At 49.6% G+C, this 19,992-nt stretch carries 18 protein-coding genes; 17 read left to right on the top strand and 1 reads right to left on the bottom strand.

The window, feature by feature from the left end:
- Positions 1 to 102 precede the first annotated feature (102 nt).
- From ACYX4J_RS11405 to ACYX4J_RS11355, 11 genes are all read left to right on the top strand, one after another.
- Complete coding sequence (locus ACYX4J_RS11405) at positions 103 to 1,959, top strand: TonB-dependent receptor plug domain-containing protein (protein WP_476176634.1); 1,857 nt, start codon at positions 103 to 105, stop codon at positions 1,957 to 1,959.
- Between the two features lie 36 nt (positions 1,960 to 1,995).
- A complete protein-coding gene (cobO, locus tag ACYX4J_RS11400) occupies positions 1,996 to 2,610 on the top strand; it encodes a cob(I)yrinic acid a,c-diamide adenosyltransferase (RefSeq protein ID WP_444917307.1) in 615 nt (204 codons plus the stop codon).
- 12 nt (positions 2,611 to 2,622) lie between these two features.
- Positions 2,623 to 4,131: a cobyric acid synthase gene (locus ACYX4J_RS11395; protein ID WP_476176633.1), complete on the top strand. Its 1,509-nt coding sequence runs from the start codon at positions 2,623 to 2,625 to the stop codon at positions 4,129 to 4,131.
- Complete coding sequence (locus ACYX4J_RS11390; RefSeq protein WP_476176632.1) at positions 4,128 to 5,150, top strand: FecCD family ABC transporter permease; 1,023 nt, start codon at positions 4,128 to 4,130, stop codon at positions 5,148 to 5,150. The genes ACYX4J_RS11395 and ACYX4J_RS11390 overlap by 4 nt, the downstream gene beginning before the upstream one ends.
- Positions 5,150 to 5,932, top strand: coding sequence for a heme ABC transporter ATP-binding protein (locus ACYX4J_RS11385; RefSeq protein ID WP_475707960.1), 783 nt, complete (start codon positions 5,150 to 5,152; stop codon positions 5,930 to 5,932). Before ACYX4J_RS11390 ends, ACYX4J_RS11385 begins: the two co-directional genes overlap by 1 nt.
- Positions 5,925 to 6,473 (top strand): bifunctional adenosylcobinamide kinase/adenosylcobinamide-phosphate guanylyltransferase, encoded by a 549-nt coding sequence (cobU, locus tag ACYX4J_RS11380; protein WP_475707961.1) that lies wholly within the window; start codon positions 5,925 to 5,927, stop codon positions 6,471 to 6,473. Before ACYX4J_RS11385 ends, cobU begins: the two co-directional genes overlap by 8 nt.
- A gap of 86 nt (positions 6,474 to 6,559) precedes the next feature.
- Entirely contained in the window at positions 6,560 to 7,606 is a 1,047-nt protein-coding gene (cobT, locus tag ACYX4J_RS11375; protein WP_476176631.1) for a nicotinate-nucleotide--dimethylbenzimidazole phosphoribosyltransferase, read from the top strand.
- A complete protein-coding gene (locus tag ACYX4J_RS11370) occupies positions 7,596 to 8,201 on the top strand; it encodes a histidine phosphatase family protein (RefSeq protein WP_476176630.1) in 606 nt (201 codons plus the stop codon). Before cobT ends, ACYX4J_RS11370 begins: the two co-directional genes overlap by 11 nt.
- Positions 8,185 to 9,018 (top strand): adenosylcobinamide-GDP ribazoletransferase, encoded by an 834-nt coding sequence (gene cobS / locus ACYX4J_RS11365; RefSeq protein WP_476176629.1) that lies wholly within the window; start codon positions 8,185 to 8,187, stop codon positions 9,016 to 9,018. Before ACYX4J_RS11370 ends, cobS begins: the two co-directional genes overlap by 17 nt.
- A gap of 30 nt (positions 9,019 to 9,048) precedes the next feature.
- Positions 9,049 to 9,972 (top strand): cobalamin-binding protein, encoded by a 924-nt coding sequence (locus ACYX4J_RS11360; protein WP_476176628.1) that lies wholly within the window; start codon positions 9,049 to 9,051, stop codon positions 9,970 to 9,972.
- A gap of 95 nt (positions 9,973 to 10,067) precedes the next feature.
- Entirely contained in the window at positions 10,068 to 10,595 is a 528-nt protein-coding gene (locus ACYX4J_RS11355) for a hypothetical protein (RefSeq protein WP_476176627.1), read from the top strand.
- Positions 10,596 to 10,664: 69 nt separating this feature from the next.
- On the opposite strand, the gene ACYX4J_RS11350 is transcribed toward ACYX4J_RS11355, so the two are convergent.
- Entirely contained in the window at positions 10,665 to 11,570 is a 906-nt protein-coding gene (locus ACYX4J_RS11350; protein ID WP_444913199.1) for an AraC family transcriptional regulator, read from the bottom strand.
- Positions 11,571 to 11,739: 169 nt separating this feature from the next.
- Between ACYX4J_RS11350 and ACYX4J_RS11345 the strand changes: the two genes are divergently transcribed.
- The 6 genes from ACYX4J_RS11345 (at position 11,740) to ACYX4J_RS11320 (ending at position 19,971) form a co-directional block, all read left to right on the top strand.
- Positions 11,740 to 12,486, top strand: a complete 747-nt coding sequence (locus ACYX4J_RS11345; protein ID WP_413662181.1) for a cysteine hydrolase family protein — start codon at positions 11,740 to 11,742, stop codon at positions 12,484 to 12,486.
- A 434-nt stretch (positions 12,487 to 12,920) separates the two neighbouring features.
- Entirely contained in the window at positions 12,921 to 13,304 is a 384-nt protein-coding gene (locus ACYX4J_RS11340; protein ID WP_476176626.1) for a BlaI/MecI/CopY family transcriptional regulator, read from the top strand.
- Positions 13,304 to 14,257, top strand: a complete 954-nt coding sequence (locus ACYX4J_RS11335; RefSeq protein WP_444935749.1) for a M56 family metallopeptidase — start codon at positions 13,304 to 13,306, stop codon at positions 14,255 to 14,257. Before ACYX4J_RS11340 ends, ACYX4J_RS11335 begins: the two co-directional genes overlap by 1 nt.
- A gap of 78 nt (positions 14,258 to 14,335) precedes the next feature.
- Complete coding sequence (locus ACYX4J_RS11330) at positions 14,336 to 15,580, top strand: TolC family protein (RefSeq protein ID WP_476176625.1); 1,245 nt, start codon at positions 14,336 to 14,338, stop codon at positions 15,578 to 15,580.
- Positions 15,577 to 16,806 carry an efflux RND transporter periplasmic adaptor subunit gene (locus ACYX4J_RS11325; RefSeq protein WP_476176624.1) on the top strand — a complete coding sequence of 410 codons (1,230 nt, stop codon included), beginning with the start codon at positions 15,577 to 15,579 and terminating at the stop codon, positions 16,804 to 16,806. The genes ACYX4J_RS11330 and ACYX4J_RS11325 overlap by 4 nt, the downstream gene beginning before the upstream one ends.
- A 9-nt stretch (positions 16,807 to 16,815) precedes the next feature.
- Positions 16,816 to 19,971, top strand: a complete 3,156-nt coding sequence (locus ACYX4J_RS11320) for an efflux RND transporter permease subunit (protein WP_476176623.1) — start codon at positions 16,816 to 16,818, stop codon at positions 19,969 to 19,971.
- Positions 19,972 to 19,992 lie beyond the last annotated feature (21 nt).

Genomic DNA, 19,992 nt, shown 5'->3' with positions numbered 1-19,992 from the left:
GAGCGGAGGGCTACCATCTTGCAATACGATCTTTCGCGCTTCGGCGTGCCGCATTGCTATTCCTCCCTCGATCCCATGTGCTTTTGTCTTAGGGGTTGAAACTTGAAAAAATCTATATTGAGCCTGGCTGTACTGTCAGCCATGAGCGCGCCGTCTTTTGCTGAATCCACTGTTACCGAATCTTCAATTCCAGACCTGGAAACCGTGGTTGTTGTGAGCTCCCGTCAGGGCGAGCCGCTGCGCCAGGTAGCTACTTCAGTAACTGTATTGGATGAAGAGCAGCTAAAAGAGCGGGGATTGGTGTCCCTTGCCGATGTTTTGCGCAGTGTGCCTTCCGTGTCTGTTACCAATACAGGGGGTATGGGCAGGACAACCTCCTTAAGGGTACGTGGAGAGTCCGGTTTCAGAACCTTGGTCCAGATAGACGGTATCGACATTTCTGACCCAACCGGTACCCAGGCGGGGGCTCATATTGAACATATTATGAGCAGCAACTTGCAGCGCGTGGAATTATTACGCGGTCCACAAGGTATGCTCTACGGAGCCGATGCCGGTGGTGTACTGGATATCTCGACTCGCCGCGAGGGTGAAGGGCAGCGCTTTGAGGTGTCAGCTGAGGGCGGTAGCTTCGATACTGAACGCTACAATGCCAGCGCTAGCGGAGCCAATGAAGCACTGGATTATTTTGTTTCTGCAGCGGCGGCAGAAACCGATGGTTTTAATACCAGTAGTTATGACACGGAATTGAGAGATGACGACGGTTACGATAATGAAACCTTGCATGGCCGTGTAGGTTGGAATATCTCTGAGCAGTGGCGACTTGAGGCTGTGGCGCGGGATACCGATGCTTCAGGTGAGTATGATCGCTGCGGCTGGCCCTCTCAGGATGATTGTAACTTTGATTTCAGCCAGGAAAGTGCTCGTGTCAGCTTAGCTCATAAAGGCGAAGATGGTCAGCAGGAGTTGGCTTATACACGTTCTGATTTGCAACGTACCTATATCAGTGAAGGCGTGCCCTTTTATGAAGCGGAAGGTGATATCGAAAAGTTGAACTTCACCGGTTCCTACGGGTTTAGTCGCGAACATGGGGTGGTCTACGGGGTAGAGCATCGTGAAGATACTGCGGGAGACCTGGATCGGGATCAGTGGGCAGTTTATTCCGAATATCAGGGAAGCTATGCCGATCAGGCTTATATCACCCTCGGCCTTCGCCATGACAATAACTCCGATTTTGGCAGCTTCAATAGCTTCCGCGCCAGCTCAGCCTATTTGTTTGAGGATGTTGCCAACGGTACCGTAAAGATAAAAAGTAGCTATGGTACCGGCTTCCGCGCCCCAAGCCTGTATGAAATCAATTACAACGCTACCGCATTCGATTGGTTAACTTTTACTCCATTAGAGTTGCCGCCTCTTAAGCCGGAAGAGAGCCGGGGCCTGGATCTTGGTGTTGAATACTTTGGTGAAAACTCTCTCTACCTGGAGTTCGTACTGTTTAAACAGGTCATTGAGAATGAAATCGGATTCGATATGGTCGACTACACAGGTTACCTGCAAAGCAGTGGAGAAAGCGTGTCCCAAGGCGCTGAGTTTGTTGTCAAAGCGCAATTGACTGACAGTCTATTGCTCTCTGCCAACTACACCTACACCGATGCTGAAGAAGCCGATGATTCTCCCCGAGCCCGCAGTCCCAAGCACTTGGCGAATCTCGGCTTCGCTTATAAGCCTACCAGTGACTTGAGCCTTATTATGAACCTGCGTTCCAGTGCGGATGTGGTAGATAGCGATGGCTCTTCGCTGGATGATTATCAAGTGCTGGATGCCAGTGTCCGTTATCAGCTGAATAACTCAACGACGGTATTTGTTCGCGGTGAAAACCTTACCGACGAAGATTATGTGGAAGTCACTGGCTATAACACTGCAGGCCTCGCCGGTTATGCTGGTGTGGAATTCAGCTTCTAAAGCACTTTCTTTTATAGGTTCTTGAACGAGGTGGCCATGTCGGAAGACGAGCAAAAACGAAATGTCAAGCACAAGCAGGCAATGCAAAAACACAAGGAGAAGGTTGATGCCAACATTGCAGCAGCCGATATCCAGCGTGGAGTTGCTGTCCTGCTCACCGGAAATGGCAAAGGGAAGTCGAGCTCAGCTTTCGGCATGGTGATACGCGCACTGGGTTACGGGCAGAAAGTGGGCGTTGTGCAATTTATTAAAGGCGCACAGCAATCTGGGGAAGAGCTTTTCCTTAAAAACCATTGCCCGGAAGTTACTCTCTATCAAATGGGTACTGGCTTTACCTGGAATACTCAGGATCGCACCAGTGATATTGCTGCTGCAGAGAGAACCTGGGCAGAGGCAGAAAAAATGCTCACCGATACCACCTATGACTTAGTGGTGTTGGACGAACTCACTTATATGCTCGCTTACAAATACTTAGATGAGTCCAAAGTATTGGAGACTCTGGCCCAGCGGCCACAGGAACAGAGTTTGGTGGTAACTGGTCGAGGTGGTGGTAGTGCGCTACAGGAGCTAGTGGATACGGTATCTGAAGTGAAAGATGTTAAGCATGCTTTTAAAGCGGGCATCAAAGCCCGCAAAGGCGTAGATTACTAGGTTGTTTTCACTATGTCCGTGTTGATGGTTCAGGGCACGACTTCCGATGCTGGCAAGAGTACTTTGGTGGCCGGGCTCGCTCGTTACTTTTCCCAGCGCGGAGTCAGTGTCGCACCTTTTAAGCCGCAAAATATGGCACTCAATAGTGCCGTTTCGGTGGATGGTGGTGAGATAGGGCGGGCACAAGCGCTGCAAGCCCAGGCCTGTGGGATCGACCCCCACAGCGATATGAACCCGGTGTTACTTAAGCCCGCTTCAGATACCGGGGCTCAGGTTATTATCCAGGGTAAAGTGTTGGGGAATATGCAGGCGCTGGATTACCACCACTATAAAGCTACCGCGCAAAATGCAGTGCTGGACTCCTTCGCACGGCTCGAAGATCAATATGAGCTGGTGTTAGTTGAAGGGGCTGGCAGCCCGGCAGAAATTAACCTGCGGGAAAACGATATTGCCAATATGGGCTTTGCCGAGGCCGTTGATTGCCCGGTTGTACTGATTGCTGATATCGATCGCGGAGGTGTGTTCGCCCACTTGGTAGGCACCCTCGAATTGCTGTCTTCCTCAGAGCGAGAGCGTGTGGTCGGTTTTGTGATCAACCGCTTTCGTGGCGAGCTGCAATTACTTCAGCCCGGGCTCGACTGGTTAGAGGAATATACCGGCAAGCCAGTTCTCGGAGTCTTACCTTATCTCCATGACCTCTACCTTGACGCGGAGGATGCCATTAGCACCCAACAGAGCGGCGCTGATGCTCGATTGAAAGTGGTAGTGCCGGTATTGCCGCGCATTAGTAACCATACCGATTTCGATGTATTGAGGTTGCATCCGGATATCGATCTGCAATTTGTCAGTGTCCGCGAACCAGTCCCTCAGTGCGACTGGATTATTCTTCCTGGCAGTAAAAATGTACGGGCAGACTTGGCCTACTTAAAAGAAAACGATTGGCCTGCACAGTTGGATCGGCATCTGCGTTACGGCGGCAAACTCGTGGGTATTTGCGGTGGTTTGCAAATGCTGGGGAGCGAGGTACAGGACCCGGATGGGGTAGAGGATACCCCGGGTAACGAACCGGGCTTGGGTTATCTGGATTTTACAACTCGCTTGCAGCCAGTCAAAGCACTGAAAAATATTACCGGCTTTTTAGCTTTGGAAAATGAAGTAAAAGAAGCTACTCCTGTTCATGGCTATGAAATCCACTGTGGTATAACAGAAGGTGTAGCTCTGCAAACTCCAGCGGTATATATCTGTGATAAAGACGGAGACTCCAGGCCTGATGGCGCAATAAGTGCTGATGGACAGGTATTCGCAACCTACGTGCATGGGCTGTTCGATTCACCCGAAGCGCTGAGCGCACTTTTTGCCTGGGGTGGATTGAAAGACGCTACGCCGCTGGATGTGGGTGAACAGCGACAGCAACAATTGGACAGGCTGGCTGAGACTATTGCCGAGAATATCCAGGGAAACTGGCTCGAGCAATTTGAGGGAGCTAAGGAGACGGCAGTGCTGCAAGAGGATACCCAGTGACTGTTGCCCGTATCAAAGCATTAAATATTGCCTGGTGGTTACTGCCCACAGCACTTGCCCTTAGTTTTTCTGCTGCCGTTGCTATAGGTGCAGTGTATCTCTCACCCTCACAACTATTTGCCGCGATCAGTGGCCAGGGCGATGGTGGGCTCGCTGGGGATATTGTTCAGGTAATACGATTACCGAGAGCCATGTTGGCGGCTGGAGTGGGTGCTGTGCTCGCTATCTGCGGGGCAATGTTACAAGGCTTATTTCGAAACCCTCTAGCTGACCCATCCCTGATTGGTGTTACCGCAGGGGCTTCTCTCGGTGCTTGTTTGGCCATCCTGCTAGGAGCGGAGGTTGCCGCTGCGTTTGGGAGTTTGCCCGTTGTATCCATAGCTGCTTTTTTCAGCGGCCTTTTAGCGGTGACACTGGTCTACAAAGTGGCGAAAAGTATTAATGGCACTTCCGTGGCCACCATGTTGCTAATGGGGATTGCCGTTACCGCTTTTTCCGCAAGCCTGATCGGGCTAATGGAGTACTTTGCTGATAATGACACACTGCGCCGTATGAGCCTGTGGCTAATGGGGGGGCTGGATGCAGCGAGCTATCCTCGCGCTTTTCTGGTTTTGGCCGTGCTGGGCGTTTTGCTTGCCAGTATGTCCCGCTTCGGCACCTCACTAAATGTTCTTTTATTGGGAGAATCCCAGGCACGGCACCTCGGTATTGATGTGGAGCGGGTAAAAACCCGTTTGATAGTGCTTGTTGCGGCTGGAGTGGGCACTTCGGTTGCTGTAGCCGGCAGTATAGCTTTTGTGGGGCTGGTAGTGCCCCATATAGTGCGTTTGTGGGTAGGACCTGATCACCGGCAACTGTTGCCGCTTTCTGCCCTGGCTGGAGCCAGTTTATTACTAGTTTCCGATACCCTGGCACGAACCATTATTGCCCCGGTGGAGATCCCGGTAGGGCTGATTACCGCACTGATTGGGGTGCCTTTTTTTGTTTCCTTGTTGCGTAAAAGCAGGGGGGCAATTTAATGGCTCTGCTACAGGTGGAGGGAGTTGCGGTTAGTGTCGATAATCGGCCGCTGTTGCAAGATATCAACCTGGAGGTAGATGTCGGCGAGCTAGTTTGTGTGATTGGCCCCAATGGCGCGGGTAAGTCGACTCTGCTGCGTGCCCTGTGCGGCGAAGTCAGGATGGATTCCGGGCAGGTCCACTTTAAAGGCAGTCCTTTTGCAAAGTTGTCCGCCCGCAATCGAGCCAGGCAAGTTGCCGTCCTGCCGCAAAATAACCCACTGACATTTGCCTTTACCGGGCTGGAACTGGTCGCCCTCAGTCGAACTCCGCATTCCACTGGCACTGACCGGGACCGAGAAATCTGCCTGGAAGCCATGGCAGCGCTGGATGTCAGTCATTTGTCTGGGCGCCTGTACCCAACATTATCCGGCGGCGAGCAGCAGCGCTTGCAACTGGCTCGGGTGATGGCCCAGGTCTGGCGGGCAGAGGATGGGGGAAAGCGGCTCCTCTTATTAGATGAGCCCGCTGCCAGCCTGGATATTGCACACCAATATGGAATGATGAGAGCGGTAAGAGACTTCGCGCGAAGTGGCGTAGCTGTGGTAATGACGGTCCATGATCTGGCCCATGCCAGCGGCTATAGCGACAGAATCCTCGCCTTAAAGCAGGGGCGCAGTATGGCCTACGGAAATCCAGAGGATGTATTGACTGCGGAGAATATGCAGCAGCTTTACGGCTACAGTGTCACGGTGATGCCACACCCGGTAACCGGTAAATCCCTGGTGATTGCCGATGTCTAGTTCCATTGGTGTGCATCTGGTACTAGGAGGCGCACGCAGTGGAAAAAGCCGGCTCGCGCAACAGCGAGCGGAGCAGTGGCTAAGCAGCAGTAGCGATGGTGGACTTACCTACCTGGCAACGGCTACCGCGGGCGATCAAGAAATGTCTACCCGTATTGCTCGACATCGGGAAGACCGGGATCATCGCTGGCAGACCTTGGAAGAACCTATTGCACTGGCAGAGGCTCTGGTTACAGCTCCTGAGTCCCACTGTGTACTGGTGGACTGCCTCACTTTGTGGTTGAGCAACTGTCTTCATCAGGGCGTTTTGGAACGTGAGCAAGGGGCGCTTCTGCAATGTATCGATCAGAGGCGTACTCTCGCTAACGGTAATACCCCACCTTGGATTTTTGTCAGTAATGAAGTCGGTTCGGGTATTGTGCCCCTTGGGCAGTTATCGCGGGAATTTGTGGATGCGGCAGGTTGGCTTCATCAGGCATTAGCCGAGCGAGCTGATAGCGTCACCTTGGCAATTGCTGGTTTGCCGCTCACTGTAAAGTAAAGAATCAACTGAGACTGAGACTGAGACTGAGACTGAGACTGAGACTGAGACTGAGACTGAGACTGAGACTGAGACTGAGACTGATAATGATGACAGATGAACTCAGTTGGCTCGATAAGCCGGCACCAACCCCGGACCAGAGTGCTCGCAATGCCGCGATTGCCCGCCAGAAGCAATTGATTAAGCCGCAAGGCGCACTCGGTCGGCTCGAGAGTATTGCCGTGGATTTCGCCGGATTCCAGGGGAGGGAGCAACCCCAACTGAATAAATTGTCGGTGCGCGTATTCGGTGCTGATCACGGTATTGCAGCCCAGGGAACTTCCCGATTTCCTCAGGCTGTCACTTCTGTAATGCTGAAACTATTTTGCGAGGGTGGGGCGGCTATTAATGTGTTGAGCCGCGAGCAGAATGCTGACTTTGCCGCAATTAATCTGGGTTGTGTGGTCCCCGCTGAACACCCCGACCTGATTGATGAAGTTATAGCTTCCTCTACTGCGGACTTCTCCCAAGGTAATCCCGCTATGACCCAAGCGCAGCTGGCTCTTGCTCTTGATGCCGGTCGCCGCCAGTCTACCGATGCAGATTGTTTTATTGGCGGAGATATGGGTATCGGCAATACCACTTCCGCCGCTGCCATGTTTGCCGCCCTTTTTGAGCTAGAGGTTGGCAACATTACGGGGCGGGGAACAGGTATCGACGATGCAGTGCTCGCCCGCAAGGTGGAACTGATCGAATTTGCTTTGGAGCAGCACCGGGCAGCGCAGGGCTCGCCACTTGCTATTCTGCAAACTTTTGGTGGCTTTGAGATTGCAGCCTTAACGGGAGCGTTTGTCGCCAGTGCCCAGCAAGGTGTCCCTGTATTGGTTGATGGTTTTATGGCGACTGCCGCGGCAGCTATTGCCGGTGCTATTAATCCGTCAGTGAAACCCTGGTTGCTCTACGCCCATCTCTCTGACGAGTCTGGTCACAAACTGGCCCTCGAGTGCCTGGGGGTGAAGCCATTGCTGAGCTTCAATATGCGCCTTGGCGAAGGCACAGGTGCAGTGTTGGCCATAAGTATTATCAAGCAAGCGCTGAACCTGCATAACAAAATGTTCACTTTCAGTGAGGCAGGAGTGCCAGTTGCGGATTGATCTTTTACGACACGGTGCCTGCGAAGGTGGAAATATTTTTCGCGGGCAGATCGATGTGCCCCTAACCAGTGAGGGTAGGGAGCAGATGTTGCGAGGGCTTGCCGAGCTCGATGACTCCTGGGACCGGATTATTACTTCACCCTTACAGCGCTGCCAACGCTTTGCTGCCCAGCTTGCCCGAGAGAAAAAGCTGCCGATAACTGAAGTTCCTGATATCCGGGAAATTGGTTTCGGGGACTGGGAGGGGCAGTCAGTCGATAAGATCTGGACTGAGCAACGAGCACTGTGTGAAGCCTGGGGGCGTGACCCGGAAAAGCACGCACCGCCGGGAGGTGAGCCCTTTTCCGTATTTCGATCCAGAGTTCTTCAAGCTATTGATAATCTAGCCCAGCAATACTCGGGAGAGTCCCTGCTGCTCGTTACTCACGGTGGCGTTATCAAGTTGTTGCTCGCGTATGCGAATAACTGGCTCCCAGTGAAAATGATTTCACTGCAAGTTAACTACGGGTTTGCCGCATCACTGAGATACGACGCGGACAATAAGACCTTTACCGTTTCCTACCCAGAGCAGTCAGCTTATGTTTATTGCCCGTAAGTTGTACAACCTATCCCAAGCATTTCTGTATGCGCTGGTATTTCTTACCCGGCTGCCGGTGGCGGGCTTGCTGCGGGAGGTGGACAAGGAAACGGTGAAGCGGTCGATATATTTTTACCCCCTGGTTGGAGTGGTGATTGGTGTACTGTTATCCGGGGCCGCCTACCTTCTGGCTCCTTTAGGTACTCAGTTGCAAGCCGCAATACTATTGGGTTTCTGGGTGGTCCTGACAGGTGCACTACACCTCGACGGCCTTGCTGACTGTACTGATGCCTACTTTGCTGGACATAAGTGTGCCGATCCTGAAGAGCAACGTCAGCATATTTTGAGAGTAATGCACGATCCCCACTGCGGCTCTATTGCGGTAGCGGCTGTTGTTGTTTTCCTACTGATAAAGTTCGCTGCAATTGCAGCCCTGCTAGAGCTAATAAACCCGGTAACAAAAGATGCTTGGGTCTATCTGCCGTTGGTACTCTCACCTATGCTAGCCAGGGCTGCGGCCCTGGCTTTAATGGGAATTTCACAATACGCACGTGTTGAAGGCCATGTACCGCCCTCTGGCTCCGAACACCGATGGGACCTATTGCCGGTAGTTGCAATCGTAGTTGCTATTGGATGTTTAGCGGCGCCAATACCCATTGCCATAGGCATCGTCTGTAGTTTGATTGCCCTGGTTTTATTCTGGCGTCGCCTGTGGGATAAGGCTATTGGTGGTTATACCGGCGATTGTTTGGGCGGTTTGGTTGAGATAAGTGAGTTGTCGATATTGATTTTATGGGTGGCAGTGGTTGCCAATGTGAGTTACGGAGCTGTTTAGAAGCTCCTTAGTTATAGTCGAGTTAAAGAGATGTCTCGAAGCAGTATTGTCCGTGTTGTTTTAACCTTGAACCTGTTATTGGTGAGTAATACTTGGGCGGATGATTCCGTGCGGGTAAAAGATGCCCGTGGCCAATGGGTTGAACTGCCTGCACCAGCAGAGCGTATTGTTGCGCTAGCGCCAAATATCGTGGAGAACTTTTACAGTGCCGGGGCAGGGGATAAGCTAATTGCTGCGGTAAGCTACAGTGACTACCCCGAGCAAGCCAAGCAATTACCGGAGATAGGTAACTATAAAGCGGTAAACTATGAAAGTTTACTATTGCTAAATCCTGACTTGATTGTTGCCTGGGGATCGGGAAATGGCGATCAGATGATTAATAAACTGGAGGATCTCGGTTTTACAGTTTTCGTATCTGAATCTCACACTCTTGAAGATATCGCTGTGAATGTAAAGCGCTTCGGTAAACTTGCAGGTACAAGTGACTATGCAGATAAATCTGCCGGAGAGTGGCTTGAGCGACTGAATCAAATACAGCTTAGCCATAAGGACCTGGATTTAGTCAGTGTTTTTTATCAGGTTTGGAATGAGCCACTGCAAACACTTAATGGCGACCACCTGATTAGCGATGTTATTCAAACTTGTGGCGGCCGTAATATATTTGCCGATGCATTGGTATTAGCACCGAAGATTAGTATTGAGTCTGTACTCGATAGAGACCCGAGAGTAATTATCGCCAGCGGCATGGGAGAAGAGCGGCCAGATTGGTTGGATGCCTGGGAGGCTTACCCAAGAATTAATGCAGTTAAAGAGGGAAACCTGTTTCATGTACCACCGGATATCATTCAGCGACATACTTTTCGAGTGCTGGATGGTATGGAGATGGTTTGTGATCATCTGAACAATGCGCGAATGAAGGTTGATACAGGTGCTACAGCTAAAAATGGTCTGTAATTCTCAATGACGTAGGAAAAATAAAATACTCCCAGGTACATTAAAGTAATTCATATATAAGCCTGTGATGAAATTCAGTTTAAGGAAGGAGACGTATGCTGGAAACAGTATCGGGGATTATAGTTTTCTTAGTGATCATTGGTGGATTGCTAGCTATTCCTTTTGGGGTGGTTAAATTAACTAATTTTGAGAAGGATAAAAAAAATCGTTGGTCAATTTTTTGGCGTCATATCTCTAAAGATATAGCTGCGGGAAAGGTGGCCTTTGCAAGCCCTTTCTTAGCGCTTTTTGTCTATTATGGATTCTATCACTCCTTGAAAGTTGGAGGTGATTCATCTGACACTTCAGTAGCTACTTCGTGTGCTGCAATAGGGTTTTTTCTTATTTGTCATTCAGGCTTGATTGATCGTAGCTTCTTGAAGCTCCATATAGAAAATCTAAAGTTGCTGGCTGTGAGTGCAATATCTTTGGTTCTCGTTGAACTCAATGCTTCACTTTCGCTTACGACATTTGTTGGTGCTATGGCCATGATGATCTGCGCAGTAAAGTATTCTGTAGAGCAGGTGATTCTTGAGGCTGAGCGAGCTAGAGCCAAAGAAGAGAGGAAATCACGTAAAACCTAGCTTAGTTCTCTTTTATGGAGCCTGTTAGGCTGTAGAAGCTGCTGAGTTATTAAAAAATAACTGGAAATGTCAAGATTCGATGCCTTTCCTTCTTGCTGCTCCAGGGCCATAGCCAAAGTGTTTTTTAAATGCTTTACTAAAGCTGGCCTCGGATTGATAGCCAAACTGATGGGCGACTTGAGCAGTTGAATTTTTCTTTTCATAAAACTCTTGGTGAGCACGCTGCATTCTCCAATTGGTAACATACTGCATCGGTGTTTTTTTCACTAAAAGCAGGAATTTTTCAGAGAATGATGATCGAGACATAGCAGCAAGTTTGGATAATTTATCAACTGTCCACGAGTACCCTGGATCAGAATGGATAGACTGTAAAACTTTTCCCAGCTTGGGGTCCGCGAGTGCTTTAATGTATCCATCGGTAAATTGTGAGCTTTTCATATGAGCGCGCACAATATAAATGAATAATATTTCGGACAAGCGATCAATAGCAATTTTCTCGCCAGGCAAATTGTTTTCTATCTCAAATGTTATAAAGCGAGTCACCGTTTCAATTAGTGCAGCACCTTCAGCCAAATCATTCTGAACGATTAAAACCTCAGGTAAATCTTCATGAAGAGGATTCCAGCTAAAGTGATCGAGCTCAAAATAACCACATATTAAACTTGTCGCAGCCCTACCTAAAGCCTGTCCCTCTTCGTTAGGTTGGTTAAGTTCCAGTTTAGGATCTGGTGTGTCCTGACTATGGGTTATTGTATGAATAGCATCATGAGGAAATACCACCAAGTCACCGGCCCTTAATGGTATTGGAACATCCTGAGAGGGTAAATGTAACCAGCAAACACCACGAGTAACAAGATGAAAGGTGGCCTTTTGCTCTCCGGAGGTGTCTACCCGCCACGCGCCATAAAATTGGCTGTGTAAAAAAACATGTGCTTTTAAGTGGAAAACCCTGAGCAAATCACTTAACACGTCCATAACGACAAATACCTAAAAACCATACAGTCATACGATTTGACATAAAATACATATTTTAAAGCATTTATCGTACAGATTGTGAGGATATTATACGTTCCAGGTTGAGTGCTAGCAATATCCTGCTTACTTACCCTACATAACTTAAGAGCTTTGGATAGGAAAATAGCTGATGAACTTTTTAAATAATCTAGTAGCGCCAGTTGTGGCACTAGGGCTTATCTCTTTCTCATTAAATAGCTTTGCCGATCAAGTCGAGCCTGGTATGAAGATTGATCCAGAGCGGACGGCAATCGTAATAACCGACCCGCAGAATGATTTCTTAAGCCCTAATGGTGTAACCTGGGGTGTAGTGGGGGAAAGTGTAGAAAAAAATAATACAGTTCAGAACCTCGAAAGGTTAATGAAAGTTGCAGGGAAAAAGGATGTGCCTTTATTTATTTCCCCACACTATTACTACCCTCATGATCATAAGTGGAAGTTTGAGGGGAACCTCGAAGTGGTAATGCACAAACTTGGTATGTTCAATCGAGAAGACCCTCTAAGCTTAAACGGGTTTGAAAACTCTGGAGCTGATTGGTTGGAGCAATATAAGCCATATATAAATAATGGTAAGACTGTTGTGACCGGCCCGCATAAAATTTACGGCCCTGAGACAAATGATTTAGTACTCCAGCTGAGAAAACAGGGGATTGATAAAGTAATTCTTGCAGGGATGTCTGCAAATCTATGCACAGAATCTCATATGCGCGAATTATTAGAACAGGGATTTGAAGTGGCTGTTGTAACCGATGCAACAGCTGGTGCAAATTTGCCTGAGGGCAATGGCTACGAAGCAGCAATGATTAACTTCAAGTATATGGCTAATGATATACTTACCACAAAAGAAGCGGTTAAATTGATTAAAAAGGAATTCTAAATAAGTAAACGTAGGCATAATCAAATTCACTGTAAATCTGGTTTATAGTGAGTGGTTATGCCTACAAAGGATATCTGCAGACATTTGATAGATAGGCTCTTTGACTATCTGGACTTGGGTCTGAGGTATAAAAGAGTCTCCGAATTTATGAGTAGTACAGGCGATTTGAAGAAGCAGATCATTATTGGCTTTATGGAATAATAGTGGGCTTGATATCCAAGGATCATGCTTAGGATTGTTATTGGAGAGAGCAAGGGTAATGTATAACGCTCTGTTGTTAATGTGAGCGGGGGTATCTTGGCCTCACTACTCTCTTAACAATTTCACTTTGAATTTCTAAGCTCGGGGAAGCCTGACATAAAACCTATTGACGATCGGTTTTTGACGTTCTACCATCAGTCAAAGAAATATTTTCACTGTTGGAATAATGGTCTATGCGACTTGGCGATCTTGAGAAACAGGTGCTCCAACATCTTTGGGATAGAAAATCTGCGGATGCCAAACAGGTCCACTCTGACTTGAGCAGGGCCCGTGGAGGTTCTCTCAATACGATCCAGAGCACGCTGGATCGCCTCTACAAGAAAGGTTTGCTGTCTCGGGAGAAGCAGGGGCATGCATTCCAATACAGCCCGGCAGTGGAGCGCTACGAGTTTGTTGGACAGCTGATTCAAGATGTTACTCGTGAGTTCCTTGATGATGAGAACGGGTTGGTAGCCGCATTTACCTCCATCTCATCGGAGTTGAGCGAAAGCCAATTGGAGCAGCTGGAGCAGTTGATCGAAAGCCAGAAGATTAAGCGCCAGCAGGGTGATCGCTAATGATTTTGGGGCAGGTTGCACTCTGGCTAAACCTGCTGACTATTGCAGCGCTTGGCCTGTTTGTCGGTATTTTACTGGTATCAGCTGCCTGCCTTTCTGCTTCCCGGCATTCACTTAGCTTGTCTGTCAGTAGCCGGCGTTTACTGCTGTGGAGTGCGGTATTGCTGCCGTGGTTTGCGGCTTCCACTGCCGCTGTTATCCTGGCTTTCCCCAGCCTTTTGGGAGGCGTTGCATCACTGGCGCACTGGCACCATATCAATGCTTTTAACCTCTACAGTTGGCACGGTGTTTTTACTATTGCGTTTCTTTTCTTTAGCGGTTTTTTGGCGTTTCAAAGTTTTAAACGAGCTCATCGCCATTTGGCGCAGCTCCGTTTGTTAATGCAACTTTGCGAAAGGGATAAGTCTGACCAAAGTATTATCCAGGCAAAGGGGCCCCAGGCTTTCACCAGTGGTCTGCTCCGTCCGCAAGGGTTTTATACCAGCGGTCTGCGAGACCAGTTAACAGCGGAAGAATTTGAGGTGGTGCGCCTGCATGAGGAAGCCCATGCGCAAAAATTTGATCCTCTGAAGAAATTAATATTCGCTTTATTTGCCAGCTTTTTCCCTACGCGTTTGGGGAATTACCTGAATCGGCAGATGGCGCTGTGTATGGAGCAGCGTGCAGATGCTTATGCCCATAGGCAGGGGTGGAGTGAGACTTTTATCGCCCAAACCCTACTTAAAGTAACCCGTATCTCCAATGGGTTGCATCCCAAAGAGAGAAGTTCAGCAATGGTCTGTTATTTCGCTCTTGACCAATTGGATGCTCGTATTCGTTACTTGCTGTCTGATGATAAGGGGCGCAACTTACCCCCCTTGTTATTAGCTGGAATGTTTGTGGCTCTTACAGGCACTTGCCTTGTTTCGGTGGATGCGCTCCACCACACCGTCGAAACCCTTTTCTCCCACTAAGGAAGCCGAAGTGTTTAATTGTTTGCGTTTAGTCATAACTAAAAACCGATTGTTGATCGGTTTTTTGTGGCCGGAGCCGTGTTCTTTTTAGTCGCATTAAGTGGACCCCTTAGGGCAGAACAGGGCGAGGAGTTATCGGGACTTACTTATGAACAGGCAATTCTTAAAAGCTTGCAAAATCACCCTGAACTGGCGGGTTACCGATATCAGTTTGAGGCTGTGGATGCTTTATCCAAGCACGCCAAGCTTGGACCACGTCCGGAGCTTAGTGTTGCCGCCGAGGGGGTGGGGGAGGAAAAGGACAGCGATGGCAACGGCAGTTCCCAGGTAACAGTAGGCATCAGTTGGCTATTACAGGGTGATCTCGCAGAAAAACGTGTATTGGCTACACGCAGTAAGACTTCCGTGATTGAGGCCGAAAAGCAGGTTCTTGAGTTAGAAGTTGCCGCTAATACTGCGCGTTACTTTTTCCAGGTCCTGGCTCAGCAGGAACGCCTGGAAATTGCTAAAAGATCAGTCGACCTGGCTCGCAGGATATCCGCCGAAATTAATCGCCAAGTCAGTGTTGGCAGAACGAATGAAGCCGATGCTTTTCGGGCGGAAGTCGACTTACAGCGTCGACTCTTAGCTGTGGAGGATGTCGAACACGAGCTGGATATTGCCAAATATCAATTAGCTGCCCAGTGGGGCTCCAGAGAGCCAAGTTTTCGTGCAGTGGTTGGTTCTCTTTCCAGTGTCCTTCCAGAAGTTGACTTATCTAGATTGCGAAGTTTGGTTGCGGGCAATCCAAATTTGGAAATATTTATGAGCCGTGAGCGTGTGGCACAGGCGGAAATTGATTTGGCACGTGCAGAAGCAGGCATTCAGTGGCGGATTGATACAGGAATTCGTCGCAACGAAACGAGCGGAGATTATGGGTTGGTGGCAGGGTTCGCAATCCCACTAGGTAAGGGTGACCGTAATCGCGGCAAGGTATTTGCTTTGAGGGCAGAACAAAATCGTTTCCGAGCAGAAAGAAATGCGAAAGAGATTGAGTTGGATACACAGCTCTTTGTGATGACCCAAAGGCTACAGCATCACCGGCACGTAGCTACCGCCTTGAATGAAAAGATGATTCCCAGTTTGGATAAAGCGCTCATCGCTACGCAAAAAGCCTATCGACGTGGCCGCTATAACTACTCGGAGTTGGCTCTAGCCCAACAGGGGCTTAGCGATGCGCAGCTTTCACTGCTCCAGGCACAGTACAACGCACACCTTAGCCTGATTGAAATTGAAAAACTTACCGGCCTGTCATTGGCACAGATAAGCGAGAGCGAGATATGAGATCCGCAGTTTTTTCCAGCCTGATATTCGGTGCTTTACTTTCCTTGTTCCTAAGTGGCAGCGGCAGTGTGTATGCGGCCGGAGCTGTCGCAGACGCAGAACCGGAAAAAGGGCCCAATCGTGGGCGCATGTTGAGAGAAGGTGATTTTGCCGTTGAGCTAAGTATTTATGAAACTGGTGTTCCCCCGGAGTTTCGGGTTTGGGTGAGTAACGATGGAGAGCTGGTTAATCCTCGCCAGGTTGATCTTAAAGTGGTTCTTACAAGGCTTGGAGATGGAGAGGATCACATCGAGTTCAGGCCTGAGGGGAATTATCTGCGTGGCGATATGGTGATCTATGAGCCCCACTCATTTGTTGTGACTCTAACAGTCAAGTACCAGGGGCACGAGTACCGTTGGCAATACGATAATTTTGAGGGGCGAACCCGTATCGAATCCGGTATTGCTGAATCCATGGAAATTGATACGGAAACCGTCGGCCCCGCCAGGATGAGTGAGACCAACCGTGCTTATGGCAGACTTATTGTAGATCCAGAACAGGTACGTGAAATCCGTGCGCGTTTCGATGGATTTGTAGAAACTGTGTATGTGGGATTGGGAGAGCGCGTTAAAAAAGGGCAACCCCTAATCGCAGTTAACAGCGATCAAAACCTGAAAACTTACAGTATTAAATCCCCCATTACCGGTGTGGTAATTCAGCGCAATGTAAACCCTGGTGAACAGACCGCAGGTAGAGCTTTATTAACGGTTGCCGATGATACTGCCTTGTTGGCAGAGCTGGATGTTTTTCCCTCGACACGCCCCCAGATTCGCCAGGGCACGCCCGTTTCCGTAAATATCAAGTCCCTGGAAACTCCTCTGCTCGGGGTAGTTAAACAAATTGATACTTTGATGAAGCCCAACCAGGCCACTGCCGTTCGAGTGTCACTGCAAGATATTCCCTCAGGCCTCGCACCAGGTTCTTTTGTAAGCGGCGATATCCAAGTTGCTGAATATGAGGTGCCTCTCGCCGTCAAGCGTTCCGGTTTACAAGCGTTCCGCGATTTTACTGTCGTTTATGCCAAGGTGGGCGATCAATATGAAGTGCGCATGTTGGAGCTGGGGCGTGAAGCAGGCGACTGGGTTGAAGTGCTGGGGGGGATTCGACCGGGAATCGAATATGTCACCGGTAACAGCTACATCATTAAAGCGGACATTGAAAAGTCCGGTGCATCCCACGATCACTGAGGGTTCGACATGCTTGAGTACTTGATAAGAACCTCAATTCAAAATCGCGGGCTGGTTATTACCTTTGTGCTTTTACTGTGCGGTTTGGGCATTTGGAATTTCACCCGGCTGCCCATTGATGCGGTACCGGATATCACCAATATCCAGGTGGTTATTAATACGGAGGCACCGGGGTATACCCCTAAAGAAGTTGAGCAACGGGTTACATACCCAGTGGAAAATGCAATGGCTGGTTTGCCGAGCCTTGCTTATACACGCTCCGTTTCGCGATATGGGCTGTCTCAGGTTACGGTGATTTTTGAAGATGGCACCGATATTTATTTTGCCCGCCAGTTAGTGAATGAACGGCTCACTAGTGTACGTGGTGCACTGCCTGCTGGTTTGGAGCCAGAGCTTGGACCCATCGCCACAGGTCTTGGCGAAATCTTTATGTTTACAGTGGACTCCGAACCCGGAGCTACCAATGCTGATGGCAGTGCAGTAACACCCAAAGACTTGCGTTCGGTGCATGACTGGATTGTGCGCCCGCAGTTATTGCGTGTACCAGGTGTGGTGGAAGTCAATCCGATTGGCGGATTCAAGAGAGAAATTCTGATTGCTATAGAGCCAGAGAAACTGCTGGCATTTGGCCTGACCCAGGAAGACCTGATTCTCTCGATCGAGGAGAACAATCGTAATCGCGGTGTAGGCTTTATTGAACACAGTGGCGCCCAGTGGTTGTTGCGGGTTCCGGGGCAGGCAAGCTCGTTAGAGACACTGAAGGATTTCCTGGTAGCGGAAGTGAATGGCGTTGCTGTTCGCCTTGGCGACTTGGCCAAGATCGAAGAGGGGCGCGAAATGCGCACCGGGGCGGCTACTCAGAACGGCAGGGAAGTGGTGATGAGTACCGTTTTCATGCTGGTTGGCGAAAATAGTCGCACCGTTGCAGGTGCAGTTGGTGAAAAGTTAGAGGATATCAAACAGAGTCTACCACCAGGTATCACATTGACTGCGGTTTATGATCGTACCGGTCTGGTTGACCAGACATTGCGCACTGTACAAACCAATCTTATGGAAGGTGCGCTGTTGGTTATCGCGGTTCTTTTCCTGCTGTTGGGCAATGTTCGAGCAGCAATTCTCACTGCGCTGGTAATTCCGGTAGCCATGTTAATGACCATCACCGGCATGGTTCAGGCCCGCGTAAGTGCAAACCTGATGAGTCTGGGGGCGCTGGACTTTGGCCTGTTGGTGGATGGGGGCATCATTATTGTCGAGAACTGTCTGCGACGCCTCAGCGAATCCGCCCGCGAGCGTGGCCAGTTAGATCTAAAAGAACGGATTACCCTGGTATTCCAATCGACGCGGGAAGTGATTCGCCCGGCCATGTTTGGTGTGTTCGTTATCACAGCAGTGTATTTACCCATTTTTGCCCTGACTGGAGTGGAGGGCAAGATGTTCCATCCAATGGCTATAACCGTGGTGATTGCGCTGCTTTCTGCGATGTTTCTTTCCATCACTTTGGTGCCAGCCGGCATAGCGCTGCTATTCCGCAAACCGGTGATCGAAAAGAAAAATCCTGCACTTGAGAAGCTGAATAGAATTTATCGCCCGGCCTTGGAGTTTGCACTGCGCCAGCGTGGCATGGTTGTCGCTATTGCTGCGCTACTGGTGTTGGTTTCCGGCTATACGGCAAGCAGAATGGGTAGAGAATTTGTGCCGAATCTGGATGAAGGCGATATTGCCATGCACGCCTTGCGTATTCCCGGCACATCCCTGGAACAAGCGATTGCACTGCAAAAATCCCTGGAGGAGCGGATTAAAGAGTTGCCCGAAGTGGAGCGTGTATTCGCCAAAATTGGTACTGCGGAAGTGGCTACCGATGCCGTTCCCCCAAGTGTTGCCGATAACTTTATTATCCTGAAACCCAGGTCTCAGTGGCCAGATCCGGATAAGCCGAAAGAGCAATTGGTAGAAGAGCTGGCAAAGCTGGTAGAACCAATTCCCGGCAACCGCTATGAATTTCTCCAGCCAATCCAGATGCGCTTTAACGAGCTTTTAGCGGGGGTACGCGCGGAATTGGCGATCAAAGTCTTTGGCGATGACTTCGAGCAATTAGAGCGTTTGGGCAGTGAAATTGATGCGGCTATCGGCAGTGTAGAAGGCGTTGCTGATATACAGATGGAGCAAACCAGCGGTTTACCGGTTCTCGCCATTGTTCCTGACCAGGCCGCGCTAACACAGTATGGGCTGGCCATTAGCCAGGTACAGGAGCAGCTGGCAACCGCCCTGGGAGGTACGGTTGCTGGCCGCTTTTATGAAGGGGACCGCCGCACCGATATTGTTGTGCGTTTGCCAGAGGTATTGCGCCAGGATTTGGATGCGCTAAAGAAACTGCCGATTCATCGATCCAATGGCAACTATGTGCCCCTGGAGGAAATTGCCAGCTTGGAACTCACTGCCGGTATCAATCAGGTTTTCCGCGAGAACGGTAAACGCAGGGTAGTGGTAACGGCCAATGTGCGGGGTAGGGACTTGGGTAGCTTTGTTGCTGATGTGCAGCAGTCCGTTTCCGAGAAAGTGGAAATACCACCCGGTTACTGGGTTGAATACGGCGGAACTTATCAAGCGCTACAGTCTGCTACTGAACGCTTATCGATTGTAGTGCCGCTGACTCTTGTGTTGATTATGGGGCTTCTCCTGCTGGCGCTTCGCTCCATAAAAGATGCGGCAATTATCTTTACCGGTATACCCCTCGCATTAACCGGCGGTGTGCTCTCTTTAATGTTGCGGGATATCCCGTTCTCCATTTCCGCAGCCGTTGGTTTTATCGCACTTTCCGGGATTGCCATCCTTAACGGCCTGGTGATGGTTTCCTTTATTCGCGATCTGCGTGACCAAGGTTACAGCATAGAAAATGCCATTATTGAGGGCGCCCTGATCCGATTACGTCCGGTCATTAGTACCGCACTGGTTGCCTCACTCGGTTTTGTGCCCATGGCCCTGAATACTGGTATTGGCTCTGAGGTACAGCGCCCACTGGCTACGGTGGTTATTGGCGGTATTGTCTCATCAACAATCCTGACACTTTTAGTGTTGCCGGCACTCTACAGAATTTTATATGGCAGGAATGCCAAGTCGGAAAGCTTACAAGATAACCCTGAAGTGGCTCTGGCTGGAGCCAGTTAACTGGGCCTGTGTACGCTTTGG

It is taken from the genome of Microbulbifer sp. ABM4_008 (assembly GCF_056311705.1).
Note: the sequence above shows the minus strand (reverse complement) of the source record. Positions and strands in the feature narration are given on the sequence as shown.

Excerpts from the sequence above, each read along its gene's own strand:
- ACYX4J_RS11320 (WP_476176623.1), top strand. The coding sequence starts at position 16,816 with ATGCTTGAGTACTTGATAAGAACCTCAATTCAAAATCGCGGGCTGGTT.
- ACYX4J_RS11385 (WP_475707960.1), top strand. The coding sequence starts at position 5,150 with ATGGCTCTGCTACAGGTGGAGGGAGTTGCGGTTAGTGTCGATAATCGG.
- cobU (WP_475707961.1), top strand. The coding sequence starts at position 5,925 with ATGTCTAGTTCCATTGGTGTGCATCTGGTACTAGGAGGCGCACGCAGT.
- cobT (WP_476176631.1), top strand. The coding sequence starts at position 6,560 with ATGATGACAGATGAACTCAGTTGGCTCGATAAGCCGGCACCAACCCCG.
- cobO (WP_444917307.1), top strand. The coding sequence starts at position 1,996 with ATGTCGGAAGACGAGCAAAAACGAAATGTCAAGCACAAGCAGGCAATG.
- cobS (WP_476176629.1), top strand. The coding sequence starts at position 8,185 with ATGTTTATTGCCCGTAAGTTGTACAACCTATCCCAAGCATTTCTGTAT.
- ACYX4J_RS11335 (WP_444935749.1), top strand. The coding sequence starts at position 13,304 with ATGATTTTGGGGCAGGTTGCACTCTGGCTAAACCTGCTGACTATTGCA.
- ACYX4J_RS11355 (WP_476176627.1), top strand. The coding sequence starts at position 10,068 with ATGCTGGAAACAGTATCGGGGATTATAGTTTTCTTAGTGATCATTGGT.
- ACYX4J_RS11345 (WP_413662181.1), top strand. The coding sequence starts at position 11,740 with ATGAACTTTTTAAATAATCTAGTAGCGCCAGTTGTGGCACTAGGGCTT.
- ACYX4J_RS11340 (WP_476176626.1), top strand. The coding sequence starts at position 12,921 with ATGCGACTTGGCGATCTTGAGAAACAGGTGCTCCAACATCTTTGGGAT.
- ACYX4J_RS11325 (WP_476176624.1), top strand. The coding sequence starts at position 15,577 with ATGAGATCCGCAGTTTTTTCCAGCCTGATATTCGGTGCTTTACTTTCC.
- ACYX4J_RS11395 (WP_476176633.1), top strand. The coding sequence starts at position 2,623 with ATGTCCGTGTTGATGGTTCAGGGCACGACTTCCGATGCTGGCAAGAGT.
- ACYX4J_RS11360 (WP_476176628.1), top strand. The coding sequence starts at position 9,049 with ATGTCTCGAAGCAGTATTGTCCGTGTTGTTTTAACCTTGAACCTGTTA.
- ACYX4J_RS11350 (WP_444913199.1), bottom strand. The coding sequence starts at position 11,570 with ATGGACGTGTTAAGTGATTTGCTCAGGGTTTTCCACTTAAAAGCACAT.